Here is a 17,264-nt window from a genome sequence, read left to right as displayed (position 1 = left end):
CTTCGTGTCCTGCGCCAATTCTCCATGAACCCTTCCATTGCGTCGTCCGCGCCATCCATGCCGCCCTCGGCGGCCACGGCATGAAGCAGCTCGCGCTCGATATCGGCATCGCGACCGGCCCGACCCTCGCGGGCTTCTTCGCCGGCCCGAACGAGCCGGCCCTGCGCCACCTGCAGCTGTGGGTCGGCGATGCGCGCGCGCCCACGCTCCATTCGCCGGTGCCGACCTACCTCTGGGGCGAGGGCGGCAGCGGCAAGACCCACCTGCTGGAGGCCGTGCGCGGCGCGCTGCGCGAGCAGGGCGCCAGCGTCGGCTGGCTGGACCCGGGAGCGATGAACCCGCCCGAGTTCGATGAGCGCTGGGGCGCGGTGCTGCTCGACGACGTCCATCTCTACTCCGCGGTCCAGCAGCACGCGGCCTTCAACTGGTTCGTCAATGCGCAGAGCCTGCGGTGCGGCGTGGTGGCGGCGGGTGCGCTGCCGCCGGCCGACCTGCCGCTGCGCGAGGACCTGCGCACGCGCCTGGGCTGGGGCCATGTGTTCCACTTGCAGGTGTTGAGCGAGGCCGAACGGCGCGCGGTGCTGCGTCAGGCGGCCGACGATCGTGGCGTGATGCTGTCGGACGAGGTGCTCGACTACATGCTGCACCGCTTCAGCCGCGACCTCGGCAGCCTGATGGAGCTGCTCGCGCAGCTCGACGGCTACGCCTTGCAGACCCAGCGCGCGATCACGATCCCGCTGATCCGGTCGATGCTCGAAAACGAATAGGGCCCAGCCCACTTTCCAATGATCAAGAAATTCATCGACAAACTCCTCGGCAAGTCCGGCGCTGCCGCGCCCGGCGGCAAGGCCCGCTTCGGCAAACGGCAGGAGGTGGACGCCTCCGTCCACGGCATCGACCCGGCGCTGGTCGACGAGCGCGCCAGGAACGTGGTGACCACGCTGCAGCAGGCCGGCTACGAGGCCTACGTGGTGGGCGGCGCGGTGCGCGACCTGCTGCTGGGCCTGCGTCCCAAGGATTTCGACGTCGCCACCAACGCCACGCCGGAGCAGGTCAAGGGCCTGTTTCGCCGCGCGTTCATCATCGGCCGGCGTTTTCGCATCGTGCACGTGGTGTACGGGCGCGGGCGCGAGCACGAGGTGATCGAGGTCTCGACCTTCCGCGCCTACATGGACAACGCCGGCGCCGAGCAGGTGGCCGGCAACGAGCGCACCAGCAAGGGCGAGCTCGCGGGCATGAAGCACGCCGTGGACGCCAGCGGCCGGGTGCTGCGCGACAACGTCTGGGGCCCGCAGGAAGAGGACGCCGCGCGGCGCGACTTCACGGTCAACGCGATGTATTACGACCCGGCGAGCCAGATCGTGGTCGACTACCACAACGGTATCAAGGACGCCAAGAAGCTCACGCTGCGCATGATCGGAGACCCGATCACACGCTACCGCGAGGATCCGGTCCGCATCATCCGCGCGATCCGCTTCTCGGCCAAGCTGGCGGCGCTGGGCTTCAAGCTCGAGCCCAAGACCGCGGCGCCGCTGATCGAGTCGAGCCGGCTGCTGGCCGACGTGCCGCAGAGCCGCCTGTTCGACGAGATGCTCAAGCTGCTGCAGACCGGCCACGCGGTCGCCACGGTGGCGCAGCTGCGCAAGCTCGGTCTCGCGACCGGCATCTATCCGCTGCTGGACGTCGTGGTCGAGCGTGCCGACCAGCCCTTCGTCCATGCCGCGCTGCAGGACACCGACCGCCGGGTCGGCGAGGGCAAGCCGGTGGCGCCGAGCTTCCTGCTGGCCTGCGTGCTGTGGGCCGACGTGCGCGACGGCTGGGCCCAGCGGCTCGAGGGCCGGCACGGCCAGCGGCCGCAGGCCTCGTTCCCGGCGCTGCAGGATGCGATCGACGACGTCTTCAATGCCCGTATCGGCGATGTCTCGGGCCGCGGCAAGCTGGCGGCCGACATGCGCGAAATCTGGATGATGCAGCCGCGCTTCGACAAGCGCAGCGGCGCCACGCCCCACAGCCTGGTCGAGCAGGCGCGCTTCCGCGCCGCCTTCGACTTCATGCGGCTGCGCGCCGACGTCGGCGAGGTCAGCGAGGCGATTGCCGAGTGGTGGCAGGAATTCAGCACCGCCGACGACTTGCGCCGCCAGGACCTGATGGACCAGGTGCGCGACGAGCAGCACAAGAAGACGCGCCAGCGCGTGCCGGCGCGTTCTTCGCAGGCCGAAGCCCCTGCAGAGCGACGGGCGGCGTCGCCGACCGCGGAGGCCGACGCTGAGCTGCCGCCGGACGGCGAGGCCACCGATGCGCCGCGCAAGCGCCGCCGCCGGCGCAAGCCGCGCAGCGGTGGCGCCGGCGAGGCGGGCAGCGTCGCGGCCGAATGAGTTTCAGAGCTTTTGTCGCGATCGGCGCCAATCTCGGCGACGCCCGCGAGACGGTGCGGCAGGCCATGGACGACCTGGATGCGCTGCCGCAGACCCGCGTCGGCGCCCGTTCCTCGCTCTATCGCAGCGCGCCCGTGGATGCCGCAGGCCCCGATTTCATCAATGCGGTGGTCGAGCTGCGGACCGGGCTCGACCCGCATGCGCTGCTGGCCGAGCTGCAGCGCCTCGAAGCCGGGGCGGGCCGCGAGCGGCCCTACCGCCATGCGCCCCGCACCCTCGATCTCGACCTGCTCGCCCATGGCGACACGGTGCTCGACACCCCGCAGCTGCGCCTGCCGCATCCGCGGATGGGCGAGCGCGCCTTCGTCCTGCTGCCATTGGCGGAAATCGCCCCGGAGCAGGTCACATCCCTTCAACTCGCGCAGGTGGCGGACCAACGGATCGAACGGCTCTGAGAGCCGCTTCCAGGCCCGGCCATTACACTTGCGCGGATTTTTTCACGATGGCGTCACAGGCATGTGCCTGTGAGTGCTGCGAACCCAGGAGAGCGCCATGTTCGGCAAGCTGCTGCCCCGCGAGGGGAATTTTTTCGAGATGTTCAATCAGCACGCCGACCGCATCGTCGAAGCCGCGCGCGCGTTCGAGCAGCTCGTGGCCAACTACAACGACCTGCACCTGCGGGAGCAATACAACCGCGACGTCGACAACGCCGAGCGGGCGGCCGACCGCGTCACGCATGACGTCAACCGGCTGATCCACAAGACCTTCATCACGCCGATCGACCGCGAGCAGATCCACAAGCTGATCAACACCATGGACGACGTGGCCGACCTGATCCAGGACTCGGCCGAAACCATGGCGCTGTACGACGTGCGGCACATGACCGAGGAGATCACGCGCCTCACCACGCTCAGCGTGAAGTGCTGCGAACGGGTCAAGGACGCGGTCAAGTTCCTCTCGAAGATCGCCGACCCGGCCACGGCCGAGGCCACGCTGAAGACCTGCGAGGAGATCGACCGGCTCGAATCCGATGCCGACCGCGTGATGCGCAGCGCCATGAGCAAACTGTTCCGCGAGGAACCCGATGTGCGCGAGGTCATCAAGCTCAAGGCCATCTACGAGCTGCTCGAGACCATCACCGACAAGTGCGAGGACGTCGCCAACGTGATCGAGGGCATCGTCCTCGAGAATTCCTGAACTGACGGACTTTCGAATGGCAACGGTTCAGGTCGCCCTCTGGGTGGTGGTGGTTCTGGTCGCGCTGGCCATTGCCTTCGATTTCATGAACGGCTTCCACGACGCGGCGAACTCGATCGCCACCGTCGTGTCGACCGGGGTCCTCAAGCCCGGCCAGGCCGTGGTGTTTGCAGCCTTCTTCAATCTGATCGCGATCTTCGTCTTCCACCTGAGCGTGGCGGCGACGATCGGCAAGGGCATCGCGCAACCGGGCGTCGTCGACGTGCACGTGGTGTTCGGCGCCCTGGTCGGTGCGATCAGCTGGAACTTCGTCACCTGGTACTACGGCATCCCGAGCAGCTCGTCGCACGCACTGATCGGCGGCATCGTCGGCGCGGTGATCGCCAAGGCCGGCGCGGGCGCCCTGGTCGCCTCCGGCATCTGGAAGACCGTGGCGTTCATCTTCGTCTCGCCGCTGCTGGGCTTCCTGCTCGGCTCGTTCATGATGATCGCGGTGGCCTGGATCTGCCGGCGCTCGACGCCGTCACGCATCGACCGCTGGTTCCGGCGACTGCAGCTGGTCTCGGCCGGTGCCTACAGCCTGGGCCACGGCGGCAACGACGCGCAGAAGACCATCGGCATCATCTGGATGCTGCTGATCGCCACCGGCTACGCGGCCGCCGATGCGGCCGCGCCGCCGACCTGGACCATCGTGAGCTGCTACACCGCGATCGCGCTGGGCACCATGTTCGGCGGCTGGCGCATCGTCAAGACCATGGGGCAGAAGATCACCAAGCTGAAGCCGGTGGGTGGCTTCTGTGCCGAGACCGGCGGCGCGCTGACGCTGTTCCTCGCGACCGCGCTGGGCATCCCGGTGTCGACCACCCACACCATCACCGGTGCGATCGTGGGCGTCGGCTCCACGCAGCGCGCCAGCGCGGTGCGCTGGGGTGTGGCGGGCAACATCGTCTGGGCCTGGGTGCTGACGATTCCGGCGTCGGCGTTCGTGGCGGCGCTGGCTTACTGGATCGGGCTGCAGATCTTCTGAGGGATCTTCGGGGGCTTGATTTGCGCTCGTCAGAGAAGCGGTGCTGGTCTGGACCCGAGGAAGGCGGCCGCCTCATGCTGGCGATCGGCCTCGGCTTGAGTGCCTACGGGGCTAGAAAATGGCATCAAGTGATCCAGTCCGAATGGCGGGGCCCTGCCATGGATGGCCTCCTTCCAGTACTGAAGATGTAGCCGGTCAGACGGCTCGAAGACTCAGAACGAGCTACTGTGCAATCAATGTCCTCGCGACATCTTCAGCCGTCTGGGAGACGGACCTGAGAATGATCGCTTTGACGGGCTCGAACTCGGCAGCGCTGATGGCCTCATAGTCAGCGACCGCGACGCCTTTCCACAACTCAGGTCGGACTTGAACAAGCGTATTGAGTTGCGTCGAGAGTTCGGGTCGGAGGGCAACATCTTCACCTGACCCGTCGAGTGCCCACACATTCCATTGAAGCGGCGCGACGGTCGTGAAACCCGTTCCAAAAATTGATCGGACGCTGTACACGCCTGGTGCATCGGCGTGCAGATGGACCGGCAGACCTATGTACGCACGCACACTCTTGACGACGATGATGGCATGGACACCTGACTTCTCTCGCATCGCTGGCAGCTCTTCCGGGCTCATGTACCCGGCGTTGAGCCTGGCTGCATTCAGATCGACGGGAACCAATCCTTGGGACTTCAGCGCCTCGTTGATCGCTGACCTGACGCCTTCCTCAAGCCCCCAGTTGAAGGGGTAGGTCTTTACGAAATTTCCGCCAGCGGTCATGCCTTGATGAAACTGCTTCGGTTGCGGGCTGATCCCGACGAACACACCGACCTTGTCTCCTGCGGAAAGTCGGAAGGGCGCTGCTTCCAGCTCTTCAGGCCCTCGCGACGCGCATGCCATGAGCATCGCGCAAGTCACGCAAAGAATGGTTGCAAGACGCAAAAACGCTTTCATCTGCTCTCTGAAAGAAAAATGGACACTGTTCCTGCGCATTGGCTCATGTTGGCTGCCCGTGAACAATTCGAGGGCCCAAACGACGCAACACGTCCTCGGTAGCAAACTGTCGTGGATCCTTCGACTCGACTCGTTCAGGGTGCATGCGTACCCTCAGGATCACGAGCTTTGAAGCCGTGCGTGCGTCGCGAGCTTCGGGAGTCTCGATATAAATCGGCACTGAGATCGTTGCAGTTTGGATCCGGCGCGTCTCGACTGAAGGGATGGCTTCTTGAGATGYGAGTTGCGGTACTACCCATTCATTGGCAGAGAAGGTGTCTGCCCCCTCCAACACGGATCGGTCAATCGGGCCCTTTTCTACCGTGAAGGCCTTCATGTCGAGTGAGTAGGCCAACTCTGCCGCGCGAAAGAGTGCGAAGGCATAGGCTGTTCGTGCGGGTGTCTTGGCTGATCCCCAGAATTCGACGCGAAACAGGTGATCTCCCATCGACTCCGACGAATAGCCGAATGGCCCATGTCCGTCGCGCATCGGCAAATACGGAGTTGATGGGGGTGACGAGCAGGCACTCAACCATGCTGAGAGGCTCAGGACTAGCAAAGCATGTATTTGAAGTGACCGCACGGCGCTTCCAGCAGTGTGACGTTGGCGCTCAACGACCATCGCATCGCCGATCGGAACCCACTTGAATCTTACTCTGCCCGAACCTGATCGAGACGGTTGGTGACGTCGGGAGCCTTGGACGTGACTCGCTGCGCGTCAAGGTCGGTGGAGACACGGGACAGGTCCCCGGCTTCATCCTCTGCGGACAGTCGGTTTCCCGGCTGGGCCTGAGGCCTGCGCTCGCTCAACGAGAAAAGCCGACCGACGCTGCGCAGGCTGGATCGCTCGGACATTGAAGGACCACTCGCAGCTGTTGACGCAAGCAGTTTCAGACAGTTCTGATGTTGCTGGTTGACTTCGATCGCTACCATGGGCGTAGCCCCTCAGCAGGCCAGCTCCAGACTTTCGCGGGTGCTTTTCCGGCAGGTTCAAGTTTCGCCGGGCCGCTGATATCGCCCCCTTGAAAGGGCGGCAGTTCTCTATTTTTTGATCCACTCTTTCGGGTTTTGGCACCCCCGTTTGGCCGAGGGTCAGATCCACCAGAAATCCAGAAAGGACCCGTCTCCCGATGCTTCCCGAATCCTTCCGTTCACCAGCTCGCGCGAGGGCCGCATGACCATGGGTGCCCTTGGCCCCGCCATTGCAGTCCTGCTCGTGCTCTTCGTCTTCTTCGTCGGGTTCGTGGCAAGGAGGATCGAGGCGCGCAAGGGCGCACCGGCACCGGTCCCACGCCCCGCGTGGGTCTCAGCCCCGTCGGTGCCTGCCGGTGTCCGCGAGTCCATCGACCTGCGGCAATCGCTGCGCCTAATGTCGCAAACCCACGGTCCCACGCTGCAAGGTCTCGAGATCCGCCTCGATCTGGTCCTGCCGGACGAACCGCTGCGCGTCTTCGCGGTTCCTGAAGACCTTCAGAACCTCCTCGGGGAGATCGTCGACATGGCGGCCTGCATGTTGCAGGGTGGCGCCGCGCTGCAGGTGCTGGCCCGTGTCGACGGACACCATGCCGTGATCAACTGGCGCGACACTGGGGACGAATCGCCGTGCCTTGCGCGCGCTTTCGACGGCGCCGGCGGAACGATGGCCTCGCGGGCATTGAGCTGCCAGGCGATTGCCGCCAGGTACGGCGCGCGGATCTATGCCGCCCCCTCGCCGCTGGGCGATCGCAGCATCACCCTGCGATTTCCGATACATGGGCCGCGCAAGACGCCCGAGTCCGGTGTTCGCCTCTGAGGCCGCAGCGCCTTCTGCGCGCGGCTACTGCGACATCTTTCGGCCCTCTTCGATCTGGTGCTCGAAGAAGCGCTGGAAGCTGAAGGCGATGCTGGCCATCAGGATCGTGCTGCCGAAGAACAGCGCCAGCACCACCGCGCCGATGGTGAGCCAGCTGGTGTTGCCGGCTGCGGCGTCGCCGGAGCGGCCGGCGTTGTAGCGTGCATTCCATTTCTCCGGGGTCATGAGCCCGTAGACGATGGCGGTAAGCGCGCAGCCCGCGATGGTGAAGCCCAGCATCGGGATCAGCGCCCAGCTCAGGCCGTCGTCGGTGCCGAACATGCGGACCCGCTCGATGCCGTAGAGGCCGAGCGCGGTCGGGATCGGCAGCAGCCAGCCCAGCACGCTCGAGAAGCCGCGCAGGTAGAAGCAATGCAGCCCCAGCGGGCCGCCCAGGAAGGCCAGCCACGCGGCCACGGTCTTGTTTTTCATTCGGGGCGGGTGGTGGCGCCTTCGCCCAGCACCTTCTCCATCAGGACCACGTCGCGCCATGCGCCGAACTTCCAGCCGCAGTCCTTCAGCACGCCGACGTGGGTGAAGCCCTGGGCGCGGTGCACGCCGATCGAGCCGGCGTTGGCCGAGTCGCCGATCACCGCGATCAGCTTGCGCACGCCCACCGTTTCGGCGGCCTGCGACAGCGCCGACAGCAGCCGGGCGCCGAGGCCCTGGCCGCGGGCGCCGTCGGCCAGGTAGATCGAATCCTCGGCCGAGAAGCGATAGGCGGGGCGCGGCTTGAACCAGTTGCAGTAGGCGAAGCCGAGCAGCTCGCCGTCGCGCTCGGCCACCAGGTAGGGCAGGTTCTTTGCCAGCACGTCGGCGCGGCGGGCGGCCATGTCGGTGGCGGTCGGCGCCTCGGTCTCGAAGGTGCCTGTGCCGTGCAGCACGTGGTGCGCGTAAATGGCGGTGATGGCCGCGACGTCGTCGTCGCGGCTGGGTCGGATCTGGGTCATTCGGGGGAACTTGGCGAGGCCGGGGATTGAAAATCGGGAGAGCGGGCTATAATCGTGGGCTTTTCAGCGTGTCGCTGGCCGGGTGGCCATGTCGCGTGTCTCGACGCTGAAAGAACACTGTGGGCGAACCTTGCGGGTTTGCTGCACCACCCCAAGGATAAATCATGGTCGTCATTCGACTCTCCCGCGGCGGTTCCAAAGGCCGTCCGTTCTTCAACATCGTCGTGTCGGACAAGCGCGTTCGCCGCGATGGCCGTTTCATCGAGCGCCTGGGTTTCTACAACCCGACCGCGAAGGAAAACGAGGAAAGCATCCGCATCGCCCAGGACCGCCTGACCTACTGGAAGAGCGTCGGCGCCCAAGCCTCGCCCACGGTCACGCGCCTGATCAAGCAAGCCGCTGCAGCCGCTCCCAAGGCCGCTGCCTAAGCAGCCGGCCAAAGCGATGCTGCCCACCCTCGAAGCCGCCGCATTGCCGGCGGACGCGATCGAAGTGGGCCGCATCGCCGATGCCTGGGGCATCAAGGGCTGGTTCAAGGTCCTGCCCCACAGCGCCCAGCCCGAGGCGCTTTTTTCTTCCAAGCGATGGCTGCTCCAGCCCCCGGGCGCAGCGGGCGGCCAGGCATTCCGGCTCGCGATCCGCGAGGCCAAGGAACATTCCGACTGCATCGTCGCCTCGTCCGAGGACGTGCCCGACCGCAATGCGGCCGAGGCGCTGCGCGGCGCGCGCGTGTTCGTGCCGCGCTCGAGTTTCCCGACCGCCGGCGATGACGAGTACTACTGGGTCGACCTGATCGGCCTGGCGGTGGTCAACCGCGAGGGCGTGGCACTCGGCACCGTGCGCGAGCTTCTGTCGTCCGGCCCGCAGACCACGCTGGTGCTCGATGCGCAGGAAGACGGCAAGCCGGTCGAGCGCATGGTGCCTTTCGTTTCCGTGTTCGTCGACAAGGTCGATCTGGCGGGTCGGCTGATCACGGTCGACTGGCAGCCCGACTACTGACCCGGCCAGATCCGGCCGCGGCCCGGCGCCTCATGCGCTTCGACGTCATCACCCTTTTCCCCGAACTGTTCGCGCCCTTCCTCGCGAGCGGCGTGACCCGCCGCGCCTACGAGTCGAAGCAGGTCGAAGTCGTGCTGTGGAATCCGCGCGACTTCGCCGAGGGCAACTACCGGCGCGTCGACGACCGGCCCTTCGGCGGCGGCCCCGGCATGGTCATGATGGCCGAGCCCCTTGCGGCCTGCCTCGACGCGGCGCTGGCCGCGCGTGGCGCGCCGGCGCCGGTGGTGCTCTTCTCGCCGATCGGCGAGGCGCTGCGCCACGAGGCGGTCGAGCGCTGGTCGGCCGGCGAGGGCGCGGTGCTGGTCTGCGGGCGCTACGAGGGGATCGACCAGCGCTTCATCGATGCGCGGGTCACGCACCAGCTGAGCCTGGGCGATTTCGTGCTCTCGGGCGGCGAGATCCCGGCCATGGCGCTGCTGGACGCGGTCGCGCGGCTGCAGCCCGGCGTGCTTGGCGACGAAGCCAGCCATGTGCAGGACAGCTTCAATCCGGCGCTCGACGGCCTGCTCGACTGCCCCCACTACACGCGGCCGGAGCAATGGCGAGGCGAAGGCGTGCCGGCGCCGCTGCTGTCGGGCCATCACTTGCAGATCGAGCGCTGGCGCCGCGACCAGCGGCTCGCGATCACCCGCGACAGGCGCCCCGATCTGATCGACGCCGCCCGGCGCGCGGGAAGGCTCAGCGCGGTCGATGAGACGTCGCTGAAAAAAAAGCTATAATTTGCGGTTCCCCGATCCTCTATCCGGCCGCGCCGAGCCATCCGAGTTGGCTCAACGGACTTCATGGCGCCTTTTGTGTAGCGCGGACAAGATCGAACGCAGGAAAAAATGAACCTTATCCAGACTCTCGAGCAGGAAGAAATCGCCCGGCTCAACAAGCAGATTCCCGATTTCATGCCCGGTGACACGGTCATCGTCAGCGTGAACGTCGTCGAAGGCACCCGCAAGCGTCTGCAGGCCTACGAAGGCGTCGTGATCGCCAAGCGCAATCGCGGCCTCAACAGCGGCTTCATCGTGCGCAAGATCTCCAGCGGCGAAGGCGTGGAGCGCACCTTCCAGACCTACAGCCCGCTGATCGCCAAGATCGAAGTCAAGCGCCGCGGCGACGTCCGCCGCGCCAAGCTGTACTACCTGCGCGAGCGCAGCGGCCGTTCGGCTCGCATCAAGGAAAAGCTGCCGGGCAAGGCCCCGTCCGCTGCGGCCGCTCAGTAAGAAGAGCGCCCCCTTGCCGTGCAGAAAGCCGCCACTCGAGGCGGCTTTTTGCATTGGTGCCGCAAGGAGGCTGCAGATTCATGATTTAGTTGTGTGCCCCGTGCCACCTGGCCGGGGATTTTGCGTTTTACTCGTCGAGTGCCCTCTTTGACTACTCCACCGCCGGCCATGCGCGCCTCTCCCGTCGAAGTCATCAACGCCATCATCCCGCCGGCGTTGCAGACCTTCGACCCGCGCGCGGTGCCCGTGATCGGCGTCGACAGCGGCCTGCCGCCGGTCGATCCGGCACGCCTCGGAGTCAAGGCCTTGCGCGAGCGCTTCGCCACGCCGCCGGCCTGGACGCCCGAGCTGCGGCGCGAGCCGCGGATGTTCGACCGCGCGCCTGCGCAGGCGGCCGTGCTGGTCCCGATCGTGATGCGCGACGAGCCCACGGTGCTGTTGACCGAGCGCAGCTCGCACCTGAAGAACCATTCGGGCCAGGTGGCTTTCCCCGGTGGCCGGGTCGATCCCGAAGACGCCAACATCGCCGCCGCCGCGCTGCGCGAGGCCTGGGAGGAGGTCGGCCTGTCGGCGGACTACATCGAGATCCTCGGCAGCCTGCCGACCTACACCACGGTCACTTCCTTCATCGTGACGCCGGTGGTCGCGCTGGTGCGTCCGGGCTTCGAGCTGAACCTCAATCCCTACGAGGTCGAGGAGTCCTTCGAGGTGCCCTTCGCCTTCCTGATGAACCCGGCGAACCACCGCCGCCATGCCCTGGTCGGCGACGGCCAGAACGCGCGCCAATGGCTCTCGATGCCCTACCAGGACGGCCCGCACGAGCGCTACGTGTGGGGCGCGACCGCCGGCATGCTCAGAAATCTCTACCGTTTCCTGAGCGCCTGAAATCTGGCTCGCCCCCAGGTTGGCTCACTTCGTGTAGCCGCCCACCCCCGGCCGGGGGCAACACCGGCGGCCCGGCAAAGCCGGTTCCGCGGTGTTTCACCAACGGGCCTGGATTCGCAGGCCGAAGCGTGGCGCGTCTGAACTCGGTTGCACCAGTCGCTATCATCGACAGATGAGCTTCTTTGCGATCCTCTGCGCGTTGCTGATCGAGCAGGTGCGCCCGCTGGCGTACCACAACCCCGTGTACGGCGGCGTGCTGGCGTGGACGCGCTGGACCAGCCGCAACTTCGACGCCGGCAAGCCGCACCACGGCTGGGTGGCCTGGAGCCTCGCGGTGGGGGTGCCGACGCTGCTCGCGCTGGCGGTGCACTGGGCGCTGGTCCTCACGCTGGGCTTGCCCTTTGCCGTGCTCTGGAGCATCGCGCTGCTCTATGTCACGCTGGGTTTCCGCCAGTTCAGCCACCATTTCACCGGCATCCGCGACGCGCTCGACGAAGGCGACGAGCCGCTCGCGCGTTCGCTGCTCGCCCACTGGCAGCAGGTCGACGCGGCCGACCTGCCGCGCAGCGAGATCGTGCGCCACGTGATCGAGCACTCGGTGATCGCCGCGCACCGGCACGTGTTCGGCGTGCTCGCATGGTTTTCGATCCTCGCGGCGGTCGGGCTCGGGCCGGCCGGTGCGGTCTTCTATCGCATGAGCGAGTTCGTCTCGCGCTACTGGGCCCACAAGAACGGCGCTTCGATGCAGCCATCGAGCATCTGGGTCCAGCAGGCTGCGGCGCGCGCCTGGGAGGTGATCGACTGGCTGCCGGCGCGCATCACCGCGCTGGGCTTCGCGGTGGTCGGCAGCTTCGAGGAAGCGATCGATTGCTGGCGCAACGACGCCAGGCGCTTCCCGAACGGCAATGACGGCGTGATCCTCGCGGCCACGTCGGGCGCGGTCAACGTCAGCCTCGGTGGCGGCACGCTGAGCGTGGTGCCGGTCAACGATCCGTTGTCGCGCGCCCAGGCCGGCGACTCCTTCGCCGGTGGCCCGGTGGCCGATGGCGGCAGCACCCCCGGCCGTGAGCCCGAACCCGGCCACCTGCGCAGCGTGGTCGGCCTGGTGTGGCGCTCGGTCGTGATGTGGATGGTGCTGCTGGCGCTGCTGACGCTCGCCCGACTGCTCGGATGACCCCGGGTTTCTGGAGTCCCCGCATCGCGGCGCTCGAGCCCTATGTGCCGGGCGAACAGCCGCGCATCGCGAACCTCGTCAAGCTCAACACCAACGAGAACCCGTACCCGCCGTCGCCGAGTGCCATCGATGCGATCCAGCGCGCGGCGGAGGCCGGGCTCGAGCTCTATCCGGACCCCGAGTCGACCTTGCTGCGAGACGCGATCGCCGCGCGCCATGGCCTCGAGCGCAGCCAGGTGTTCGCCGGCAACGGCTCCGACGAGGTGCTGGCGCATGCCTTCTTCGCCTTCTTCCAGCAGGACGCGCCGCTGCTGATCCCCGACGTGACCTACAGCTTCTACCGCGTCTACGCGCAGCTCTACGGCATCGCCTGCGAGCTGCAGCCGGTCGATCAGGCGTTGCGCATCGATGCCGAGGCACTGGCCGCACGCGCCAGGGCGGGCCGCCGCGGCGGCATCGTGGTCGCCAATCCAAATGCGCCGACGGGGATCGGCTTGCCGCTGGCGCAGATCGAGGAATTGCTCGCGGCCTGCCCGGACCGGGTCGTGCTGGTCGATGAGGCCTACGTCGATTTCGGAGGCCAGAGCGCATTGCCCCTGATTGCCCGCCATCCGAACCTGCTGGTGGTGCAGACGCTGTCGAAGTCGCGCTCGCTGGCCGGCTTGCGTGTCGGCTTCGCCTGCGGCCAGTCGCCGCTGATCGATGCGCTGCAGCGCGTCAAGAACAGCTTCAACTCCTACCCGATCGATCGGCTCGCCAGCGCCGGGGCCGTCGCGGCGCTGGAAGACGAAGCCTGGTTCGCCAAGACCCGCGATGCGGTGATCGACACCCGCGAAGGCCTGGCGCTGCAGCTCGAGGACCTGGGCTTCGAGGTGCTGCCGTCGCAGGCCAACTTCCTGTTCGTGCGCCATCCCGGGCACGATGCGGCGGCGCTGGCGGCGGCGCTGCGCTCGCGCGCCGTGCTGGTGCGCCACTTCGCGCAGCCGCGCATCGCGCAATACCTGCGCATCAGCGTCGGCACGCGCGACCAGTGCGGCGCGCTGGTCGATGCGCTCGGTGACATTCTGAGCGCGATCTAGGCCTGGGGGGTCAGTACCGGGTCTGGCTCAGCTCGGCGAACAGCTCGCCGTAGATCCGGTAGCGCGAGGCGCTGATCGCGCCTTCGTGCGAGGGCGACGCCACCTGCGCGATGACGCCGCAGCCCGGCTCGTGCAGGTGCGTGCAGTTGTAGAACTTGCAGGCTGTGGCGTGCTCGGCGATGTCGGGCATCAGGTGCGCGAGCTGCATCGGCTCGATGTGGTGCAGCCCGAATTCCTGGAAGCCCGGCGAGTCGATCAGCGCAGTGGTTCGCGCGGCGTCCACCCAGTACCAGGTGGTGCTGGTGGTGGTGTGCTTGCCCGAGTTGAGGGCTTGCGAGATCTCCCCGGTCAACGCACTGGCGCCCGGCACCAGCAGGTTGATCAGCGTGCTCTTGCCGGCGCCGGAGGGCCCGAGCACGAGCGTGACCTTGCCCGACAGCAGTTCGACGAGCTCGGCATGGCCGGCGCCGCCGTCGCCCGTCAGAGACATCGGCAGCACGCGATAGTCCATGCGGCGGTAGGGCGCCAGCCGCCCCCAGGCGCGCTCGAAGGGGCCGGCCAGGTCGCTCTTGTTGAGCGCGATGACCGGCTTGATGCGCTCGGCGCCGGCCGCGATCAGGGCGCGGGTCAGCTGGGTCTCGGAGAACTCGGGCTCCGCCGCGATCAGGATCAGCACCTGGTCCAGGTTGGCCGCGAAGGACTTGGTGCGGATCTCGTCCTGGCGGTAGAACAGGTTCTTGCGCGGCAGCACCTTCTCGATCGTGCCCTCGTCCTCGCTGGCCTGCCATTGCACGCGGTCGCCGACCAGGGCCTGGCTCTTCTTGCCGCGCGGGTGGCAGATCAGGCGCTCGCCCTCGGGCGTCTCGACCAGGCAATGGCGTCCGTGGGCGGCGACCACCAGTCCGTCGCGCAAGGCAGCGCCGCTGCTGCCGCCGCGCTGCTGCTTAGCCAAGGGTGCGATCCATGCGGTCAGGGCCCAAGCAGCGCGTCGGCCTGGGCCGCGCACTCGAAATCGGTCGCCGTGAGGCCGCCGACGTCGTGCGTGTTGAAGCGCACGACGCAACGGTTGTAGTGCACCGACAGGTCGGGATGGTGGTCCTGCCTGTGCGCCACCAGCGCCAGCGCGTTCACGAAGGCGATGGTCTCGAAGTAGTTGGCGAAGCCGAAGCTCTTCTCGATCGCGACGTTGGGGCCGTCGCCCGTCAGCTTCCAGCCTTCGAGGCGGGCCAGGCTGGCCACGATCTCGGTGGCGCTCAGCGCCCGGCGGGTCTGGGTCTTCCAGTCCTTGGTCTTCAGCATGCTGCTCATGGTGTCGGCTTTCGGTTCAGGTCGCCGCCATGCGTGCGAGGCGCTCGGAGGCCGGCGGATGCGAATAATAGAACTTCACGAAGACCGGGTCGGGCGTCAAGGTCGAGGCGTTGTCCTGGTAGAGCTTGAGCAGGGCGGTCGACAGGTCGGCGCCGCTGGTTTGCGCGATCGCATAGGCATCGGCCTCGAACTCGTGCTTGCGCGACACCAGCACCGGCAGCGGCGCCACGAAGAAGCCGAACACCGGCAACGCCAGCATGAAGAGCAGGATCGCGAGCGCGTCGTTGGGCGCCGCCAGGTTGGGCTGCACGCCCAGGCCGGTGTAGAACCAGGTGCGGGCCGACAGCCAGCCCAGCAGCGCGAAGCCGGCCAGGCTCAGCGCGAACATGGCTGCCATGCGCTTCATCACGTGCCTGTGGCGGAAGTGGCCCAGCTCGTGCGCGAGCACGGCCTCGACTTCGCCGGCACTGAGCTGGCGCAGCAGCGTGTCGTAGAAGACCACGCGCTTGCTGGCGCCGAAGCCCGTGAAGTAGGCGTTGGCATGCGCGCTGCGCTTGCTGCCGTCCATCACGAACAGGCCCTTGGCCGCGAAGCCGCAGCGCTGCATCAGCGCGTTGACGCGCTCCTTGAGGGTGGCGTCGTCGAGCGGCTTGAACTTGTTGAAGATCGGCGCGATGAAGGTCGGATAGACCAGCATCAGCAGCAGGTTGAAGCCCATCCAGGCGGCCCAGGCCCACAGCCACCACAGCTTGCCGGCCGCCCCCATGAGCCAGAGGATCAGCGCCGCGATCGGCAGCCCGATCAGCGCGCCCAGCAGCAGGCCCTTGGCGGCGTCCGCGAGCCACAGCCGCCAGGTCATCTTGTTGAATCCGAAGCGCTCCTCGAGCCTGAAGGTCTGCCACAGCGTGAAGGGCAGCTCGGCGAGGCCGCCGATCAGCGCGAAGGCCGCCAGCAGCGCGAGCTGCTGCAGCATGCCGCCGCCCATCCGGTCCAGCAGCAGCCGGTTCAGCAGGTCGAGGCCGCCGAACAGGGTCCAGGCCAGCAGCAGGGCGGCGCTCCAGGCCGTCTCGAGCAGGCCGAAGCGGGTTTTCGCGACGGTGTAGTCGGCGGCCTTCTGGTGCGCCGCGAGCGTGATGGCCTGCTGAAAGGGAGCCGGCACGGCATGGCGATGGCGCGCCACATGGCGCACCTGGCGGCTGGCGAGCCAGAACTTCACGGCCAGGCCCGCGACCAGCGCGAGCGCGAAGGCCATCGTGAGAATGAGGGAGGCGGGCAGGGCAGTGGACATGGCGGCCGAGTTTAGCCCCCGCCTACCGGCAGCCATTCCCGGCCGGGCCTGTCGGCCTGCTGCCAGCAGGGGCGTCCGGTGCCGGTCCGGGTGCGGGGCCATCGACGACAATCGGCCGATGCCTGAAACCACCGAATCGACCGCACCCGCCACGCTCAAGAAGAGCGACCAGAACCTCGTCTGGCTCGACTGCGAGATGAGCGGCCTGGACCCCGAGAAAGAGCGCCTGCTCGAGATCGCGGTGGTCGTCACCGGCCCCGACCTCACGCCTTGCATCGACGGCCCGGTGCTGGTGATCCACCAGAGCGACGAAGTGCTCGATGCGATGGACTCCTGGAACAAGGGCACGCACGGGCGCAGCGGGCTGATCGACAAGGTCAAGGCCTCGACGCTGGACGAGGCCACGGCCGAGCAGCAGCTGATCCAGTTCATCTCGCGCTACATCCCGAAGAGCGGCTCGCCGATGTGCGGCAACACCATCGGCCAGGACCGGCGCTTCCTGGTCAAGTACATGCCCAAGCTGGAAGCCTATTTCCACTACCGGAACCTGGACGTCAGCACCCTGAAGGAGCTCGCCAAGCGCTGGAAACCGGCGGCCTACAACGCCTTCAAGAAGCAACAGGCCCACACGGCGCTGGCCGACGTGCATGAGTCGATCGAGGAACTTGCGCACTACCGGGAGACCTTCCTGCGGCTTCAGGATTAAGGATTAGGTAAAAACCCGAGTCCGTGCGATAATCGTGGACTTCGCTGAGAGAGCTTTTTTCAGCGTTTCTTGCATCTCCCTATCTTGCACATCGCGCCCGAGTCACATTGAGTGACTGAATCACGGGCCGCAGCCCCGACGAGAGTCGAAGGCTGAACGTCGTTGGATGGTTGATGTTTTTCACCACCCG

At 67.0% G+C, this 17,264-nt stretch carries 21 protein-coding genes; 14 read left to right on the top strand and 7 right to left on the bottom strand.

Features of this window, described 5'->3' with window-relative positions:
- Window positions 1–80: 80 nt before the first annotated feature.
- The 5 genes from hda (at window position 81) to AB4Z46_RS02195 (ending at window position 4,599) form a co-directional block, all read left to right on the top strand.
- A complete protein-coding gene (hda, locus tag AB4Z46_RS02215; protein WP_442281833.1) occupies window positions 81–767 on the top strand; it encodes a DnaA regulatory inactivator Hda in 687 nt (228 codons plus the stop codon).
- An 18-nt stretch (window positions 768–785) separates the two neighbouring features.
- On the top strand, window positions 786–2,375 hold the full coding sequence (gene pcnB / locus AB4Z46_RS02210) for a polynucleotide adenylyltransferase PcnB (RefSeq protein ID WP_442281832.1): 1,590 nt from the start codon (window positions 786–788) through the stop codon (window positions 2,373–2,375).
- A complete protein-coding gene (gene folK, locus AB4Z46_RS02205) occupies window positions 2,372–2,830 on the top strand; it encodes a 2-amino-4-hydroxy-6-hydroxymethyldihydropteridine diphosphokinase (protein WP_442281831.1) in 459 nt (152 codons plus the stop codon). Before pcnB ends, folK begins: the two co-directional genes overlap by 4 nt.
- Window positions 2,831–2,927: 97 nt before the next feature.
- Window positions 2,928–3,572 (top strand): DUF47 domain-containing protein, encoded by a 645-nt coding sequence (locus AB4Z46_RS02200; protein ID WP_286368443.1) that lies wholly within the window; start codon window positions 2,928–2,930, stop codon window positions 3,570–3,572.
- 16 nt (window positions 3,573–3,588) lie between these two features.
- On the top strand, window positions 3,589–4,599 hold the full coding sequence (locus AB4Z46_RS02195; RefSeq protein WP_442281830.1) for an anion permease: 1,011 nt from the start codon (window positions 3,589–3,591) through the stop codon (window positions 4,597–4,599).
- A 222-nt stretch (window positions 4,600–4,821) separates the two neighbouring features.
- On the opposite strand, the gene AB4Z46_RS02190 is transcribed toward AB4Z46_RS02195, so the two are convergent.
- Together AB4Z46_RS02190 and AB4Z46_RS02185 are read right to left on the bottom strand one after the other, a co-directional pair.
- On the bottom strand, window positions 4,822–5,544 hold the full coding sequence (locus AB4Z46_RS02190; RefSeq protein WP_442281829.1) for a hypothetical protein: 723 nt from the start codon (window positions 5,542–5,544) through the stop codon (window positions 4,822–4,824).
- Between the two features lie 43 nt (window positions 5,545–5,587).
- On the bottom strand, window positions 5,588–6,205 hold the full coding sequence (locus AB4Z46_RS02185; protein WP_442281828.1) for a CC0125/CC1285 family lipoprotein: 618 nt from the start codon (window positions 6,203–6,205) through the stop codon (window positions 5,588–5,590).
- Window positions 6,206–6,757: 552 nt separating this feature from the next.
- On the opposite strand from AB4Z46_RS02185, the gene AB4Z46_RS02180 reads away from it, so the two are divergent.
- Entirely contained in the window at window positions 6,758–7,375 is a 618-nt protein-coding gene (locus AB4Z46_RS02180) for a hypothetical protein (protein WP_442281827.1), read from the top strand.
- A 24-nt stretch (window positions 7,376–7,399) separates the two neighbouring features.
- Here the strand turns inward: AB4Z46_RS02180 and AB4Z46_RS02175 are convergent, their stop codons facing one another.
- Both AB4Z46_RS02175 and AB4Z46_RS02170 read right to left on the bottom strand, forming a co-directional pair.
- Window positions 7,400–7,846 (bottom strand): hypothetical protein, encoded by a 447-nt coding sequence (locus AB4Z46_RS02175; protein WP_442281826.1) that lies wholly within the window; start codon window positions 7,844–7,846, stop codon window positions 7,400–7,402.
- Window positions 7,843–8,364, bottom strand: a complete 522-nt coding sequence (locus AB4Z46_RS02170; RefSeq protein ID WP_442281825.1) for a GNAT family N-acetyltransferase — start codon at window positions 8,362–8,364, stop codon at window positions 7,843–7,845. Before AB4Z46_RS02170 ends, AB4Z46_RS02175 begins: the two co-directional genes overlap by 4 nt.
- Before the next feature lie 164 nt (window positions 8,365–8,528).
- Here AB4Z46_RS02170 and rpsP point away from each other — a divergent pair, with 164 nt between their 5' ends.
- The 7 genes from rpsP to hisC all read left to right on the top strand — a co-directional run bounded on the left by rpsP (window position 8,529) and on the right by hisC (window position 13,772).
- Entirely contained in the window at window positions 8,529–8,792 is a 264-nt protein-coding gene (gene rpsP / locus AB4Z46_RS02165; RefSeq protein ID WP_028248676.1) for a 30S ribosomal protein S16, read from the top strand.
- 16 nt (window positions 8,793–8,808) lie between these two features.
- Complete coding sequence (gene rimM / locus AB4Z46_RS02160; protein WP_442281824.1) at window positions 8,809–9,363, top strand: ribosome maturation factor RimM; 555 nt, start codon at window positions 8,809–8,811, stop codon at window positions 9,361–9,363.
- A gap of 32 nt (window positions 9,364–9,395) precedes the next feature.
- Window positions 9,396–10,142 (top strand): tRNA (guanosine(37)-N1)-methyltransferase TrmD, encoded by a 747-nt coding sequence (gene trmD, locus AB4Z46_RS02155; protein ID WP_442281823.1) that lies wholly within the window; start codon window positions 9,396–9,398, stop codon window positions 10,140–10,142.
- A 108-nt stretch (window positions 10,143–10,250) separates the two neighbouring features.
- Window positions 10,251–10,634 (top strand): 50S ribosomal protein L19, encoded by a 384-nt coding sequence (gene rplS / locus AB4Z46_RS02150; protein ID WP_286368449.1) that lies wholly within the window; start codon window positions 10,251–10,253, stop codon window positions 10,632–10,634.
- A 168-nt stretch (window positions 10,635–10,802) separates the two neighbouring features.
- Window positions 10,803–11,519 (top strand): CoA pyrophosphatase, encoded by a 717-nt coding sequence (locus AB4Z46_RS02145; protein ID WP_442281822.1) that lies wholly within the window; start codon window positions 10,803–10,805, stop codon window positions 11,517–11,519.
- 172 nt (window positions 11,520–11,691) lie between these two features.
- Window positions 11,692–12,693, top strand: coding sequence for a CobD/CbiB family protein (locus AB4Z46_RS02140; protein WP_442281821.1), 1,002 nt, complete (start codon window positions 11,692–11,694; stop codon window positions 12,691–12,693).
- Window positions 12,690–13,772 (top strand): histidinol-phosphate transaminase, encoded by a 1,083-nt coding sequence (hisC, locus tag AB4Z46_RS02135; RefSeq protein WP_442281820.1) that lies wholly within the window; start codon window positions 12,690–12,692, stop codon window positions 13,770–13,772. Before AB4Z46_RS02140 ends, hisC begins: the two co-directional genes overlap by 4 nt.
- Window positions 13,773–13,782: 10 nt before the next feature.
- Here the strand turns inward: hisC and rsgA are convergent, their stop codons facing one another.
- The 3 genes from rsgA to AB4Z46_RS02120 are packed head-to-tail and all read right to left on the bottom strand — an operon-like array spanning window position 13,783 to window position 16,368.
- A complete protein-coding gene (gene rsgA, locus AB4Z46_RS02130; RefSeq protein WP_442281884.1) occupies window positions 13,783–14,733 on the bottom strand; it encodes a ribosome small subunit-dependent GTPase A in 951 nt (316 codons plus the stop codon).
- A gap of 8 nt (window positions 14,734–14,741) precedes the next feature.
- Complete coding sequence (locus AB4Z46_RS02125) at window positions 14,742–15,080, bottom strand: 4a-hydroxytetrahydrobiopterin dehydratase (RefSeq protein WP_442281819.1); 339 nt, start codon at window positions 15,078–15,080, stop codon at window positions 14,742–14,744.
- Between the two features lie 16 nt (window positions 15,081–15,096).
- Window positions 15,097–16,368, bottom strand: coding sequence for a M48 family metallopeptidase (locus tag AB4Z46_RS02120; RefSeq protein ID WP_442281818.1), 1,272 nt, complete (start codon window positions 16,366–16,368; stop codon window positions 15,097–15,099).
- A 118-nt stretch (window positions 16,369–16,486) separates the two neighbouring features.
- Here AB4Z46_RS02120 and orn point away from each other — a divergent pair, with 118 nt between their 5' ends.
- Window positions 16,487–17,074, top strand: a complete 588-nt coding sequence (orn, locus tag AB4Z46_RS02115; RefSeq protein ID WP_442281817.1) for an oligoribonuclease — start codon at window positions 16,487–16,489, stop codon at window positions 17,072–17,074.
- Window positions 17,075–17,264: the final 190 nt, after the last annotated feature.

It is taken from the genome of Variovorax sp. M-6, from assembly GCF_052114385.1.
Taxonomy (GTDB): Bacteria; Pseudomonadota; Gammaproteobacteria; order Burkholderiales; family Burkholderiaceae_C; genus Variovorax.
Note: the sequence above shows the minus strand (reverse complement) of the source record. Positions and strands in the feature narration are given on the sequence as shown.